Here is a 13,421-nt window from a genome sequence, read left to right as displayed (position 1 = left end):
CTGCCACCGACCCTGGATAATCGTTGGTGTGCGCATCGAGATCCTGGGTCCGCTGCGGGTTGTCGCCGACGACCGGAGCATCGGTGTCGGCGGGATACGGGCGCGAGCGCTCCTGATCCGGCTGGCGCTGGATGCGGGCCGTGTGGTTTCCGCGCGGACGCTGATGGAAACGGTGTGGCCGGAAGATATTCCGGATCATCCGGATGCCGCTCTCCATTCGCTGGTGGCCAGATTGCGGCGGGCGCTGCCCGAATCGGCGATGCTGCGCGCGGGGAAGGCGGGATATCGGCTGGAGGTTCCCGCCGAGACAGTCGACGCCGTACGTTTCGAGCAGCTGGCCGAGGAAGGCCGCCGCGCCTTGGGGGCCGGGCGCCACGGTGCAGCCCAGGAACTGCTGACCGAGGCGCTGGGGTTGTGGCGGGGCGAGCCGCTGGCCGATATCGCTCATCTGCCGTTCGCGACCGCGGTGGCCGCGCGGCTGGACGAACTGCGGCTGGCTGCCACCGAGGACCGGATCGAGGCGATACTGAGCGGGTCGTCCCCGGAACGCGCCCTGCTATCGGTGGAGCTGAATCAGCTGGTTGCCACCAACCCGCTGCGGGAACGTTTACGTGTTCTCCTCCTCCGTGCATTGGTTGCCGACGGCAGGCAGGCGGAGGCACTGTCCGCGTACGAGGACTATCGCACCGTGCTCGCAACGCAATTGGGTACCGATCCCGGATCGGAACTACGCGAGCTGCATATGCGAATACTGCGCGGAGACACGGAGCGGTCGCACGTCCGCGGGAACCTGCGGGCGCCGTTGACGAGTTTCGTCGGCCGCGAGGCCGACCGGCGTCAGCTCGGCCGACGGCTCCTGGACCATCGGCTGGTGACCTTGGTCGGGCCCGGCGGCGTGGGCAAGACCCGCCTCGCCACCATGACCGGTGCCGGGCTGGATATCCCGGTCTGGCTGGTTGAGTTCGCTCCGGTCACACGTCCCGGCGAGGTGCCCCGCGCAGTGGTGGCCGCCCTCGGCCTGCGGGACTCGGCGGATGCGATATCTCGTCTGGTCGACACGCTCGCAAACCGTGAGACAGCGGTCATCCTCGATGGCTGCGAGCATGTGGTCGAAGCGGTGGCACAGCTGGTAGCAGAGCTACTCGGCCGTTGCCCGCGGCTCCGGGTACTGGCCACCAGCCGGGAACCGCTCGGCATCACCGGCGAGGCACTGTTCGCGGTAGCGCCGCTGGAAGCGGGTTCCGCGGCACAGCTGTTCACCGATCGGGCGCGGGCCGTGCAATCCGATTTTGTGCCGAGCGACTATGTCGATCGGATCTGCCGCCGATTGGATTACTTGCCGCTGGCCATCGAGATGGCCGCCGTTCGCCTGCGGTCGATGTCGATCGAAACCCTCGCTGCCCGCCTGGATGACCGATTCCGGCTACTGACCGGCGGCAGCCGCACCGCCCCGCCCCGCCACCGCACATTGCGGGCCGTAGTGGAGTGGAGCTGGGACCTGCTGACCGACACCGAACGCGCCGCGGCGGACCGGGCAGCCGCCTTCCCCGGGAGCTTCTGCGCTGAGGCCGCTGAACACGTCGGCCTCCCCGCAGACATCCTGCATGCCCTGGTCGATAAATCACTGCTGGAGTATGTGGCGGGCCGATATCGGATGCTCGACACCGTCCGCGAGTTCGGTATCGAACAGCTGGCAGCCACCGGCCGCCTGGCCGCCGCTCGCTCCGCCCATGCACACTACTTCCTCGAGCTGGCCGAACGGGCAGAACCGCACTTGCGCGGCTCCGGGCAACTCCCGTGGCTCACCCGCCTCGATGTGGAGCGGCACAACATGAACGCCGCGATCGCGTTCGCCGTGGACAGCGAAGATACCGATACCGCCGTCCGATTGGGCGCCGCACTCGGTCAGTTCTGGACCGTTCACGGCGATCACGCGGAAGCCATCCGGAAACTGGGCGATATCGTTTCGATGCCCGGTCCGGCCGCGACCGAGGCACGACTGCGCGCCATCGCCGCCTACCTGGTCAACGCGATCTTCGCAGGTACTCTTGCCGCCGCCGCGGCCACCGTGGAACGCCCCGGCACTGCCCACCATCCGACCGCTGGTTTCATCTGTGCCCTGATCGCCCTCGCCGCCGGCGACACCGATGACGGATTGGCCACGCTGGAACCGCATTTGAAACACACCGACCCATGGACACGAGGGATGCTGTGGTTCATACGTTCGCTGTTACACGGGGCAGCGGGCCGGGCCGACGCCGGCCGACTGGATATCACCGCAGCCGTCGAGGGGTTCCGCGGTTGCGGTGAGCGATGGGCATTATCGCTGTCGCTGATGTCGCTGGCAAGTGCGTTGATCACTGCCGGTGACACCGTCGAGGCCCTGGCCACGCTGGACGAGGCGGCCCTGGTCGCCCGCGAACTCGGCACCCACGACGGGCAGCAAGTCTGGCTTGCCATGGTCCGCATCGACGCCGGAGATGTCGATAACGCGCGCAAGCAATTGTCGGAGGTACTCACGCGGGGCGCCTCTCCGCACGAGATCACCCTTGCCCGGATCTCCCTCGCCGACCTGGCACGCCACAACGGCGACCTCGCCGAGGCCGAACAGCACCTCGGCTATGCCGCGGACGCCACCGACCCACCCGAGCGCGCCTTGTACGCGGCCGGCGCGGGATATCTCGCCGCGGCTACCGGTGATTTCGCCGCCGCCGCGCGCTACCTGCGCGAAGCGCGAGACATCGCCGTCGAGCTGCCCGATATGCCGATGTTGGCCCATGTGGCAGTTGGGATGGCCGACGTTGCCCACCGGCGCGGCGAGCACGAGTACGCGTCGGAGATTCTGGGCGTGGCCCACGCATTGCGGGGTGGCCCGAACTCCGGCAACCCCGACGTCGCGCGGTTGGCGCATACCCTGCGCGAATACCGAGACGAGTACGAGCGTGGATGTCGCCTCGCTCCCGCGACCGCAACGGCCGAGGTCCAGGCGTACTGACCGCGCCCGCTGTCACCGCCGCGCGGCCTTCTCGCGTTTCGCCAGGTACTCGGCGCGACAGCCGCGGCAACAGAATGCATACAGTTCACCGTCGATCTCGACAGTGGCGGTGTTGTCGTCCAACGGAACGAGCACCCCGCACATCGGATCCTGCAACGCCTTGCCGACCTCCAGATCGTCCCGGTACGGATCACTCAACATCTCGACGAGATCTTCGGACTTCACCATCTTTCCGAGCATCCCGATGCTCCCCTCCGAGACACCGAGGACATGTACCTGCACCGTCGGACGCCGGTAGGGCAGGTCCCGATCGTCGAACTCGTCGGAGACGATTCGGGTGGCGTAGGAGATCAACGTTTCGCTCATATCCTTGCGCCACGGTCCCGGAACGTGAATCCGGACCAAGCAGTGCGGAGGATCCTGTTCGGTAAGGGAATGCTCTCCGGCGACCCAGATCTGCGGCTCATGCACCACCACCTGAAACATCGATGCGAATACGGCCGCCGAACGGGGAGCCATCTCTTCTCCCCCGCTGTCGGGGTCACCCGCGCCCAACTCGTGGATCGTGCCCAGGCGCCGGGCTACCCGCAACCGTTGTGCGGGGTCGAGCACACCTTCGGACAAGAACAATTCGATGAACATCATCGTCGATCACCTCCCCCTGCAGCTTCTCGAAGCAGCCTGCCGGATGGCTGCCGAACCACTGCCGCCCCGTCCGGCTCAGGATTTGCACGGCGCGATCGAGCTGGTCAGCGCTGTGGCATATCAGCCCCTGTCACCCCGCGGGCGAGGGCGAGGGTATCGGCCTTAGCGACCTCAGCGGGAGTAATCCCGGAAGGTCATCACACCGCCGACCAGGAAAACCATCACCGCGAGGATGTAGACGGTGACGCGGAACCACGTCGGCCCGTAGTAGCTGACCGCCATCGCCGCACCCAGCGCCGCGAGAATCAGTACCACCCCGTACAACGGTGTGCGCTGCTCCCTGTCAACCATTCCTCCAGTGTCCGCCGGTCGCGCCCCGGTAGCAATGAACATCACGCAGATCGTGCCCTGACCGGCTGTTCCACGCCGGCTCCGCCCCTCGATGGCCGGACTACCGGCGGTGCCGAACCACCACAGGTAATCGGCCCTGTTGCCGCACAGGCGAGAGCCTGTGTGGCAACAGGGCCGATGGCATTACCCGCTGCTGTCAGGCGGCGGACATGGTCGACAGCATCTGCATCAGCTGCGCCATGCCCGCCGCTTCGTTTGCCGAAGAGCCCGGGGCGATCGGCAGGTCCATCTGCACCGATTCAGCGGACGGGGTGGCCGGCTGCAGGGGCAGCCCGGTACCGGCACTCGCCTGCGCAGCACCGGCTACCGCGCCGAGGGCAATTGCCGCGACGGCGATGCTGCCCGACAGAACACGTTTCATCGTTTTATCTCCCATTGATCTTTCCGCGGTTGCGGATTCCTCCCGACCCGATCCCATCAAACTCGGTCGGACCGGTCTCAGGCAAGCCACGTGGGTTATCGCATGACCCCGGTGTGCCCGGTGGAGTAGCGGCCGGGTTGCGGCCACACCGTCAAACCGTGCGGTCCTTGGCCGACAGGGATACGAGCCAGTAACTTCCAGTCGACGATATCGATCGCGTAGACCTCGCCGTGTTTGCGTCCGGAAACCCAGAAGGTCCGGCCGTCGGCGGAGAGATTGCCCATGTCCGGGCTGCCCCCACCCGGCAGGAACCATTTGTGCACGAGACCGTTGGCGGCGAAATCCCATACCGAAATACTGCCTTCGTCTCGGTTGGTGATGAGCATCTGCTTGGAATCACGGGTTACATACAGGCCGTGCGTACCGGCGCCGGTCGGGACGAACCCGGTGTTGTCGAAGGTCAGTGCGTCGAAGGTGTAGAGACCGCCCGCGTGCATATCGGCGACGAAGAAGGTGCGGCCGTCCGGGGAGAGTTTGACGTCCTGCGGCATCCCGTGCCGTCCGTGCGGCAGATCGATCGTGCGTACCAGCGTGCGCCCGGCGATATCGATAACCGACATCCGTCCGGCGAATTCGCAGCTCGCCAGGGCGAACCGGCCGTCGGCGGTGAAATCCATATGATCGACCCCGGCACAGTCCGGGACCGGGAGGGCATGTTTCTTCTCCCAGGTCACCGGGTCGTAGAAGTCGAGCGATTTATCCGCCTCGGCGACGACCAGAGCGTACTTGCCGTCCGGTGTGTAATACATGTTGTACGGATCCCGCACGGGGAAACTCGTGCCCGGCTTACCGGTTCGCGGATCGATCGGCAGCAGACTGCCTCCGCCGATCGGCAGGTCGTTGGTGACGTACAGGGTTTGCAGATCGTAGGACGGCACCACATGCTGCGGTTCCACCCCACCGGCCGAGAAGGTGTCGATCACTCGGAAGGTCCCGGGGTCGATCACCGAGACATCGTGGGATCGGCTGTTCGGCACGTAGACCAGTTCGCGATGGCCGGCCACCGCCGGACTCAATTCCCGGTTGGCCGCGTAGATATCGTCGAAGCGCAGCGGTGGAGGCATTCCCGGCAGCAGATTCGACATATGTTCCGGTGGTGGCGCGGCCGGCGAAGTTGCCGGGGTTCGGCTGGATTCGTCCGTCGATACCGCCTGCCCCGAAGAACAGCCCGTCACCGCAACGAGGACCGCAGCTGCCGCGGTGAGCCGGACCGAATGGTCACGCCGCAGGGTGGTTACTGACACCGATGTCCTTTCGTCCTGCCGAGTGTTCACCAGGTCGAAAGGAGATGCCTCGAGTCAGAGTCTCTTCCGGGCACATCGGTGGTAACACTCGAGCGCAATATGAGACAACAGTTCGTGCACGATTTCCGCATCCGGAAGCGTAGTGGAGAAATGGGACTGCTGTTCGAGACACGGGCATCGGACTCGCCGTGGGTGGAGTCCGTGTGGATCTGCCGGAGCGAGCAGGTCACCGAGATGACCTCGGTGGCGACCGAGACCTGGGGGATGGTGTTCTGGGAACAGGAGGGTCGCCGTTATGCGGCGGTCACCGGACCGGAGAGCCGTACCGGTACCGCACCGGTGCCCGAAGGCGCGGAGTTCGTCGGTATCCAGTTCGCGGTGGGTACATCACTGCGTACGACGGCGACGTCGGCCCTGGTGGACGGCGGGATCGCCTTACCCGAGGTGACCGGCCGGACCTTCTGGCTCGACGGCGCCCACCGCGAAACCCCGCGGGCCGACGATGCCGAGGCGCTCGTCGACCGGCTCGTCCGGGAGGAAGTCGTGATTCGCGACCCGCTGGTCGCGGCGACACTGGCGGGTGCGCCACCGGCAGTCACCGAGCGGACTCTCGAACGACGGTTCCGGGCGGCGACCGGCCTCACCCAGGGCGCTGTCCGGCAGATCGGACGCGCCCGCACGGCCGCACTCCTGCTGACGTCGGGCGAGACACCCGGCGATGTGGTCGGCAAGCTCGGTTACTACGACGAACCCCATCTCGCCCGCGCGCTACGCCGGTACGTCGGCCGGACCGCTCAGGAATTGCGCACCCGGGCCGGTGGTGCGCTCGCGCTCGATCCCGGTCAGTGCGCGACCTCGTAGACGAGTTTGGCCACTCCGTTGGAGTAGGTCGCCGAGTCCCGCAACCGCAGCGTCTGCTTATCGCGGTCCGACCGGGCGAACAGACTCTTCCCCGCGCCCAGGAGCACGGGGAACACCAGCAGGTTGTACCGGTCGATCAGATCGGCGTCGGCGAGGCGGCGAGCCAGTTCGGCACTGCCGTGGATATAGATCGCGCCGCCGTCGGCCTGCTTGAGCTTCGCGACATCGTCGGTCGATCGCAGGATCGTTGTGGGACCCCATCCGTCGATCAGAGCGTCCTCGCTCAGACCGGCCGAGACAACATATTTGGGCAGATCCTTATAGGCGGCGTGATCGTCGGAATCGCGCCAGATCGGGGCGAACGCCTCGTAACTGCGGCGGCCGAACAGCAACGCGGTCGTATCGGCCAGCTCCTCGGCTTTGAGCGAGTACGCCTCGGGCACGAACTCGGTGTCCATCACCCAGCCGCCGCTGCGGTGCCCCTCGGCCGTACCTCCGGGCGAGTCCACGACGCCGTCCAGCGACATGAAACCCGTGTAGACCAGTTCGCGTGTCATCAATTCCTCCAGGGCTCGGGCATCGGATTCGGGCTGCCATCAGCCTAGGAAGAGCCGCTGCCGATGTCTTGGACGAAACCGACACCACCTGCCGGTCGGTGATTCCGCCGCGTTCACCCGGGGATGAGCGGCCTTGCCGATCGAGGCGAACTACAGTGGCCGGCTGACCGCTTCGCGGCAGCGGCGGACCCGCTGCCGGGCTGCGGCGGGGCGGAGGGCCGGTTGGCGGGGCGAGGCCGGACGCGGCGGGCAGTAGGCCGGTCGCGGCGCGCCGGGCCGTCGGTCCGGCGGGGCAGCTCGGTACGGGGCAGGAGGCGGTTGCCGACTCCGAGGTCGTCGTGGTCGAGCCCGGCCGCGCCGAGCAGTCGGGGCTGGTACGACAGGGCGATCTCGAGGTGGTGTTCGAGGACCATCACGCTCTCGGAGGCCGCGAGCTGAGCGTCCGCCGGTAGCTCGGCCGGGCCGGGGCGGGAAACCTCCGCCGGTACAACGGCAGCGCCGGTGCTCGCCCGCATCGAATTCCGCATGCTGAAGGCGAGCACCGCGGCGAGCACCGCGACCACGCCGCAGACGAGTGCCTGATCGGTCAACACAACGGCGGCCGCCGGTGTATCAGCGCTGGATTCCCGGCCGCCGCCGAAGAGTTTGCCGAGGGTATCGCCGAGCGCGGTTTTCAGTTCGTCGTACTGTTCGGTCATCGCGCGCAATTCCGACGCTTTGCCGTTGAAATACACCAGCGCCGCTGGGACGAGTACAGCATTGGCCACCCCGGCACCGACCATCGCCGGCAATCCGATACCGAACATCCGGTACGAACACGCGGCGGCCAGGGTGGTCACCGCGGCCGCGGCGGCCAGGAAGCCCCACAGTCCGCTGATGGAAACGATACTGCCGGAGAGCCATTCGCCGACGTTACGGAGCGCGGGAACGGAGCCGTCGAGCCGGCCGAAAGCGTCCGCTTGCACGTCGCCACGTGGCCCCGAAGCCGACAGCCAGGGCTGGAACAGCAGGATGAGGGTGAGTAGGCTGAGCGCCGAAATGGACCAGCATTTCCAATCGGATGGTAATTGCGAACCCGGTCGGTCGATATTTCCGATCCCGGATTGTGGTGAGTATTCCGACGTATTTCTGGTCTCGACCCTGTGGTCCACCGTTTCGCCTTACCGCGCGAATGTCAGGGGTACGGCTTCGCATTCGGCCGTATCCCCGATGAGCTCTTGCCGCCCATCGACTTTCACCAGCTTAGAACACCACACCCGCAGGTCAAGGAGCGTTTGGGTGATAAAGAGAGCTGTGCCACAATACCTTTCGGTAACATAGGGATGCGCCCGGCCGACCATAGACCGCACCATTCTTGCGAAAGAGCTTGAAACAAGCGATATTCGGCTCGAAATCGATAGCGGGCCGCATTACATGACCTCACTTTCATTGTGACCGAATACACGAACGACACACCCTTCACGTTTAGTGAGCGGGCACACTACAGCTGGAGCCGCCCTGCCAACCGATGTGCGTACGACTCCACCGAGCCACCCGCAGGCCGGCCGTACCCACCGGGACCGCCCAGCAGGCCACGGCCATTATCAACCACACGGTTGACTAAACCTGCGCAACCGCTCTACCGTTGTAGTCAACCAAATAGTTGAGGACGGTCTTATGGACGAATCCGGGGAACGGCTCAACCGCGTATTCGCGGCACTGGCGGACCCGACCCGGCGCGCACTGGTGGCCCGGCTGGCGGCGGCGGACGCGACGGTGAGCGAACTCGCCGAGCCCTACGAGATGAGCCTGCAGGCGATCTCCAAGCACGTGAAAGTTCTCGAGGACGCCGGGCTGGTGACCCGGAGCAAAGACGCCCAGCGGCGGCCGGTGCATCTGGACGCCGAGATATTCGACCTGATGACCAAATGGATCGAACGCTATCGCCGCACCGCGGAACAGCGCTACCAGCGCCTCGACGCAGTGCTGGCCCAGATGACCGACGACGAACAGCCGCGGGTTCACCCGCCGAAGGAGGCATCATGACCACAACCGGAGACGACACCCGGATCATCGCGGACGAGAAGGTCCCCACGATCGAGATCATCCGGGAGTTCGATGCTGAGCCCGCCCAGGTGTTCCGCGCGCATATCGACCCCGCGCTCTACGCACAGTGGGTCGGTCCGCATGCGCTGAGCACGAAAATCACCCGGTGGGATGCCCGCACAGGCGGCGCGTGGGCATTCGCCAGCGAAAGCGACGGCGTGGAGATCGCCGCCTTCTACGGCAGTTTCCACGAGGTGCGGCCGTCGGAACGAATCGTGTGGACATTCACCTACACCGGCGAACCGGACGGGGTCGCGCTGGAGACGGTGACCTTCGAGAAGGTCGGCGAGCGGCGTACCCGGCTGCGGACTTTGAGCGTTGTCGCGGATTTCGAGACACGCGACGGCATGCTGGCGAGCGGGATGGACACCGGGGTGCGCGAGGGCTACGACAAACTCGACCACCTGCTGGCGCCGGAGTCCGCAACGCCCGCGGTCGCGGGGCCCGCGACCCGGCACTTCGAGGACGCGGCCCGGTTCACCGCACTGGTCGAATCGGCCTCGCCCGGGGATTGGGGACGCCCCAGCCCGGTGCCGGAGTGGACGGCGCTCGATATCGTGCGGCATCTGGTCGAGTGGTCGCGCGGGTTCCTCGGCGGCGCCGCAATCGTGCTGCCCGCCCTGGATATCGCGGGCGACCCGGTGGCGGCATGGAAGCGGCACGTCGCCGATATCCAGGGCATTCTCGACGATCCCGCCGGCCGGGTACTCAGCAACCCGCACACCGGTGACCAGCCGGTCGACCAGGCGATCGACACCTTCTACACGCCCGATATCTGGATGCACACCTGGGATCTGGCGAAGGCCCTCGGCTACACGCCCGACCTGGGCGAGCAGCGCTGCCGCGCAGCACTCGAGGGGATGGCACCGATGGACCGGATGCTGCGGGAGAGCGGGCAGTACGGTCCGGCCGTGCCGGTCGGCGAGAACGCTACGGCGCAGGACAAGCTGATGGCCTTCATCGGCCGGGACCCGGCCTGGCAGCCGACCGCCACCGAGTCCTGAACCAGGGCGCCCGCGCACCGGAATCCGACGCGACTTTCCTCCCCGCGCACCCCGGGGCTCGGCCGAGGTGGTGGCGGTACGCTGCCGACCATGGCAGCCGAATCGAGCCCGCCGGCCGATGGGGGTTCTCTTCGGCCGGTGATATGGGTGGGTGCCGCGCTCGTCGTCGCCACATTCGGCGCCCGGACCCATCCATTCCATTGGACAGCAACAGCTTTGATCGTGACCATTGCCGGTGGCGCGCTCGTGTGGGCTGCCCGCCGGCCGGCCGAACCGATCTCGGGGGGACCGCGGATGCGGAACGGCTTGCTGCTGTGGTCGTCGCTACTCTTGGCGGTTTCGGCCTGGGAGCTGTTCGCATTGTCGCGGCAGGAGTCGTGGAACGTACCGGATCCGTCCCATCCCAGCTTGTCCACACTGCTGGACCCGGCGCTCGAACAGGGTCCGGGCCGCTGGGCCGGCTGGCTGATATGGCTGGCCGCCGGGTGGCGGCTGCTGCGATGACCGACCGGGCGCTTGTTCTCGCCGGGTTCGCGGTGCTCGCTGTTGTGGGTGTGCTGGCGGAGCTCACGGCGCGTCACTCACAGCGCTGCACCACTCTCGGTGAAACCCTCCGCTGGTTGCTGCGGTCCCGCGTGCTGCGCATACTCATCATCCTGGTGTGGGCCTGGCTGGGCTGGCATTTCCTGGCCCGGTGAACGTGTGCCACATCTGCACAAATATGCGCTGACCAGGCTCGATGCGGTCAGCGCCCGGTGGTAGCGTTTTTGTATGAAGCTCGGCACCCGACCGGCGGGCCGACCCGGTACGAGTGAACCGATATCGCCGGACCCGGTACCGCCATGACGGTCACGGTTGCACTCGGTGGTGACGTCATGCTCGGCCGTGGCGTGGATCAGCTCCTGCCTCGACCGGGGCATCCGGGATTACAGGAGCCGTGCGTCCGGGATGCCCGCCGCTACGTCGAGCTGGCCGAGCAGGCCAGTGGGCCGATCCCACGGCCCTACGGATTCACCGGGCCCTGGGGTGAGGTGCCCCGCATACTCGACGAACTCGAGCCCGACGTACGGCTGGTCAACCTGGAAACCGCCATCACCGCGGACGGTAGTTTCGCGGCGGGCAAAGGGGTCCACTATCGCATGCACCCGGACAATCTTGCGGCGCTTGCTGCATTCCGCCCCGACGCCTGCGCATTGAGCAACAACCATTCCCTCGATTTCGGTATCCGCGGACTCGCCGACACCCTCGCGGCGCTGCCCCGCGCGGGTATCCGCGCCGTCGGAGCGGGCGCGAACCTCGCTGCCGCGCAGCGGCCGGTGGCGGTACCGGGTCCCGGGGGTCACCGAGTACTGATCGCGTCGATATCGACCCCGTCCAGTGGCGTTCCCGCCGGCTGGGCCGCCGGCCGCGACCACCCGGGAATCTGGGTGATCGACCATCCCTCCGCCCGGCATGCCGAGGAGGTGGCGGCCCGGTTCGCTCCCCTCGCCCGCAGTGGTGATCGCACGATCGTATCGGTGCACTGGGGGCCGAACTGGGGCTACGGAACCGGCCTCGGCGAGCAGGAGTTCGCCCACCGGCTGATCGACGCCGGCGTCGATATCGTGCACGGTCACTCCGCGCACCATCCCCGCGCGATCGAAATCTATCGAGGCAAGCCCATCCTGTACGGCTGCGGCGATATCGTCGACGATTACGAGGGGATCGGCGGTCACGAGTCCTACCGGCCGGAACTCCGGCTGCTCTACCTCGTCACCCTCGATGCCGGCGGTCCCGCCGAAGTGCGCATGCTGCCGCTGCGCATCCGGCGTATGAAACTCGAACGAGCCGGGCCCGCCGACACCCAATGGCTGAAAAGCACGCTCGGCGATATCAGCGACCGGTTCGGTACGCGAGTCGGTACCGGTCCCGAAGGTCTGCTGACCGCCTCTCGGTAGCCGTACCGGGGCCCCATGCCGCCGGGCATCAGTGGAAGACGACCGGCGATCCGCGATTCGCCGTAGCTGTAGAGCTCCCTCGGGCACCTCACCGCCCGCTGCGTTCCCGGCCGGCGTGACCGCGTCAGGACCGTGGGCCCGGCCGGGCTCGCAAAGCGAGCATGCTCAGCCCACGGTATGAATTGTGCCGGGCAGCCGGCTCGGGTCGGTCAGGGACGGGTCCGGCTGCCGGCCCGCGGACGCCCATTCGGCGATGGTCTGCTGTACGGCAGGTGATTGCATCCCGGAGGGATCCATGTAATAGGCCGCCCGCCGCATGGCCTGAGCGACCGCGGGATCGGTGGTGGCGGCCGCAACGGCGAACGCTTCGCCCGCAACGGCTTCCGGGGCAGGCGGGGTGTAATTCACGAACTCGGCGCCGGGGAAGAACGAGTCGGTGTTCGCGGCCATGGCGAAGGCGTAGTCGGTCCACGGCGCCAGCTCGGCCGCGAACTTCTCCGCGACACCGGTGACCGAGCCGTCCGCGGACGCGACGACCTGCGCGAGCAGGGAAGCACCGATGGCGGCGATCGTCATACCTTGCCCGTAGATCGGGTTGAAGGCCGCGACGGCGTCCCCGATGACGACGAATCCCTCGGGCCGCCGGTCCAGCTGCTCCCACAGCCGGCGCTGATTACCGGGCATCCGGTAGGTATCGGGCTCGACGACCAGTTCCGCGGCGCGCACGGCCCGGCCGAGGAGGGGGCTGGGGGCCTCGTCCAGGTAGTCGAGCAGTTCCGCGTACCTGGCCGGCGGATAGTTCTTCGACATCCCCATGGCGGCCACGACATGCCGACCGTTACCGCAGGGCAGAATGGCTCCGCCTTTGAGATGCCGCGGATTCGGGGTGGCGGCGATCCCGCGGAACCCGTCCGGCAAGGTGCCCTCGGGGAAACGGACCACCATCGTGGCGTACCCGAGGTACGACCGCACATGCTGTTCGGCCGGTGGTGCGTAGCCCAGTTCGCTCAACCAATTCGGCGCCTTGGACCCGCGACCCGTCGCGTCGACCACGAGATCGGCGTCCAGTTTCTCGCCCTCCACGCCGGTCACCTTCACTCCGGTGACCGCGGTGCCGCCCGGCCCGGCCAGCAGCCCGGTGCCGATACCGTGCACCGCGCGCACATTGGGCAGCGCCAGCACCCGCCGCCGCAGCACCCATTCGAAGGTCGGCCGGAGAAAACCGATGACATCCATACCGCCGGCGACCCGGGCCGCCCAG

Annotated in this window: 14 protein-coding genes; 7 read left to right on the top strand and 7 right to left on the bottom strand. The window is 67.0% G+C overall.

All coding sequences use genetic code 11. The features are described from left to right. The first annotated feature begins 28 nt into the window (after positions 1-28). Positions 29-2,995 carry a BTAD domain-containing putative transcriptional regulator gene (locus QH196_RS18500; protein WP_280417052.1) on the top strand — a complete coding sequence of 989 codons (2,967 nt, stop codon included), beginning with the start codon at positions 29-31 and terminating at the stop codon, positions 2,993-2,995. Positions 2,996-3,007: 12 nt separating this feature from the next. On the opposite strand, the gene QH196_RS18495 is transcribed toward QH196_RS18500, so the two are convergent. From QH196_RS18495 to QH196_RS18480, 4 genes are all read right to left on the bottom strand, one after another. Further along, the gene (locus QH196_RS18495; protein WP_280417051.1) at positions 3,008-3,640 is read right to left on the bottom strand and encodes a hypothetical protein; all 633 of its coding nucleotides are present in this window, start codon (positions 3,638-3,640) and stop codon (positions 3,008-3,010) included. Between the two features lie 171 nt (positions 3,641-3,811). Further along, positions 3,812-3,991 (bottom strand): hypothetical protein, encoded by a 180-nt coding sequence (locus tag QH196_RS18490; RefSeq protein WP_280417050.1) that lies wholly within the window; start codon positions 3,989-3,991, stop codon positions 3,812-3,814. Positions 3,992-4,187: 196 nt separating this feature from the next. Beyond that, positions 4,188-4,412 carry a hypothetical protein gene (locus tag QH196_RS18485; RefSeq protein WP_280417049.1) on the bottom strand — a complete coding sequence of 75 codons (225 nt, stop codon included), beginning with the start codon at positions 4,410-4,412 and terminating at the stop codon, positions 4,188-4,190. Between the two features lie 95 nt (positions 4,413-4,507). After that, a complete protein-coding gene (locus tag QH196_RS18480) occupies positions 4,508-5,716 on the bottom strand; it encodes a YncE family protein (RefSeq protein WP_280417048.1) in 1,209 nt (402 codons plus the stop codon). A 99-nt stretch (positions 5,717-5,815) separates the two neighbouring features. Between QH196_RS18480 and QH196_RS18475 the strand changes: the two genes are divergently transcribed. Then, positions 5,816-6,577: a helix-turn-helix domain-containing protein gene (locus QH196_RS18475; protein ID WP_280417047.1), complete on the top strand. Its 762-nt coding sequence runs from the start codon at positions 5,816-5,818 to the stop codon at positions 6,575-6,577. On the opposite strand, the gene QH196_RS18470 is transcribed toward QH196_RS18475, so the two are convergent. Next, positions 6,559-7,134 carry a dihydrofolate reductase family protein gene (locus tag QH196_RS18470; protein ID WP_280417046.1) on the bottom strand — a complete coding sequence of 192 codons (576 nt, stop codon included), beginning with the start codon at positions 7,132-7,134 and terminating at the stop codon, positions 6,559-6,561. The two genes, QH196_RS18475 and QH196_RS18470, sit on opposite strands and share 19 nt — an antisense overlap. A gap of 113 nt (positions 7,135-7,247) precedes the next feature. Further along, a complete protein-coding gene (locus tag QH196_RS18465) occupies positions 7,248-8,285 on the bottom strand; it encodes a hypothetical protein (protein ID WP_280417045.1) in 1,038 nt (345 codons plus the stop codon). Between the two features lie 505 nt (positions 8,286-8,790). Between QH196_RS18465 and QH196_RS18460 the strand changes: the two genes are divergently transcribed. From QH196_RS18460 to QH196_RS18435, 5 genes are all read left to right on the top strand, one after another. Further along, entirely contained in the window at positions 8,791-9,159 is a 369-nt protein-coding gene (locus tag QH196_RS18460) for an ArsR/SmtB family transcription factor (RefSeq protein ID WP_280417044.1), read from the top strand. Next, positions 9,156-10,223: an SRPBCC domain-containing protein gene (locus QH196_RS32355; protein ID WP_348538085.1), complete on the top strand. Its 1,068-nt coding sequence runs from the start codon at positions 9,156-9,158 to the stop codon at positions 10,221-10,223. Before QH196_RS18460 ends, QH196_RS32355 begins: the two co-directional genes overlap by 4 nt. 90 nt (positions 10,224-10,313) lie before the next feature. Further along, on the top strand, positions 10,314-10,727 hold the full coding sequence (locus tag QH196_RS18445; RefSeq protein WP_280417043.1) for a hypothetical protein: 414 nt from the start codon (positions 10,314-10,316) through the stop codon (positions 10,725-10,727). Continuing rightward, a complete protein-coding gene (locus QH196_RS18440) occupies positions 10,724-10,921 on the top strand; it encodes a DUF6186 family protein (protein ID WP_280417042.1) in 198 nt (65 codons plus the stop codon). The genes QH196_RS18445 and QH196_RS18440 overlap by 4 nt, the downstream gene beginning before the upstream one ends. 144 nt (positions 10,922-11,065) lie before the next feature. Further along, complete coding sequence (locus QH196_RS18435; RefSeq protein ID WP_280417041.1) at positions 11,066-12,160, top strand: CapA family protein; 1,095 nt, start codon at positions 11,066-11,068, stop codon at positions 12,158-12,160. Between the two features lie 165 nt (positions 12,161-12,325). Here the strand turns inward: QH196_RS18435 and QH196_RS18430 are convergent. Continuing rightward, on the bottom strand, positions 12,326-13,421 hold a 1,096-nt coding region (locus QH196_RS18430; protein WP_280417040.1), incomplete at its 5' end, for an NAD(P)/FAD-dependent oxidoreductase.

The organism is Nocardia carnea, assembly GCF_029868325.1.
Classification (GTDB): domain Bacteria; phylum Actinomycetota; class Actinomycetes; order Mycobacteriales; family Mycobacteriaceae; genus Nocardia; species Nocardia carnea_C.
The sequence above is the reverse complement of the archived record's forward strand: the minus strand, read 5'-3'. Positions and strand labels throughout refer to the sequence as shown.

Coding starts and splice junctions, on each gene's coding strand:
- QH196_RS18445 (WP_280417043.1), top strand. CDS start 10,314: ATGGCAGCCGAATCGAGCCCGCCGGCCGATGGGGGTTCTCTTCGGCCG.
- QH196_RS32355 (WP_348538085.1), top strand. CDS start 9,156: ATGACCACAACCGGAGACGACACCCGGATCATCGCGGACGAGAAGGTC.
- QH196_RS18490 (WP_280417050.1), bottom strand. CDS start 3,991: ATGGTTGACAGGGAGCAGCGCACACCGTTGTACGGGGTGGTACTGATT.
- QH196_RS18495 (WP_280417051.1), bottom strand. CDS start 3,640: ATGATGTTCATCGAATTGTTCTTGTCCGAAGGTGTGCTCGACCCCGCA.
- QH196_RS18470 (WP_280417046.1), bottom strand. CDS start 7,134: ATGACACGCGAACTGGTCTACACGGGTTTCATGTCGCTGGACGGCGTC.
- QH196_RS18475 (WP_280417047.1), top strand. CDS start 5,816: ATGAGACAACAGTTCGTGCACGATTTCCGCATCCGGAAGCGTAGTGGA.
- QH196_RS18440 (WP_280417042.1), top strand. CDS start 10,724: ATGACCGACCGGGCGCTTGTTCTCGCCGGGTTCGCGGTGCTCGCTGTT.
- QH196_RS18435 (WP_280417041.1), top strand. CDS start 11,066: ATGACGGTCACGGTTGCACTCGGTGGTGACGTCATGCTCGGCCGTGGC.
- QH196_RS18485 (WP_280417049.1), bottom strand. CDS start 4,412: ATGAAACGTGTTCTGTCGGGCAGCATCGCCGTCGCGGCAATTGCCCTC.
- QH196_RS18460 (WP_280417044.1), top strand. CDS start 8,791: ATGGACGAATCCGGGGAACGGCTCAACCGCGTATTCGCGGCACTGGCG.